This window comes from Crenobacter sp. CS_VA4 (genome assembly GCF_055597485.1).
Window position 1 is genome coordinate 1 of the sequence record NZ_JBVMAE010000166.1, and the last position, 249, is coordinate 249.

The following is a 249-nucleotide window of genomic DNA, read 5'->3' on the forward strand; positions in this document are numbered from 1 at the left end:
TTGCTGGCCCAGGCCGGGGAGTCGATTCCGGGCAGCGAGCCGATCCTCGAGATCAATCCGAAGCATGCCCTGCTGATGCGCCTGAAGGGGGCTGAGGACGACAGTTTTGCTGACCTCGCCACGCTGGTTTACGAGCAGGCCGTACTCGCCGAAGGCGGGCAGCTCGAAGAACCGGCGGCCTTTGTGGCGCGCGTCAACCGCCTCGCTTTCGCGTCGTAACTTTAGCGCCCCCGCACCGTCAGGGGTGCG

Annotated in this window: 1 pseudogene; it reads left to right on the forward strand. The window is 65.9% G+C overall.

Features of this window, described 5'->3' with window-relative positions:
- Window positions 1–219: pseudogene (locus ACZ2IA_RS23180) on the forward strand (molecular chaperone HtpG); the annotation flags it as partial.
- Between the last annotated feature and the right edge of the window lie 30 nt (window positions 220–249).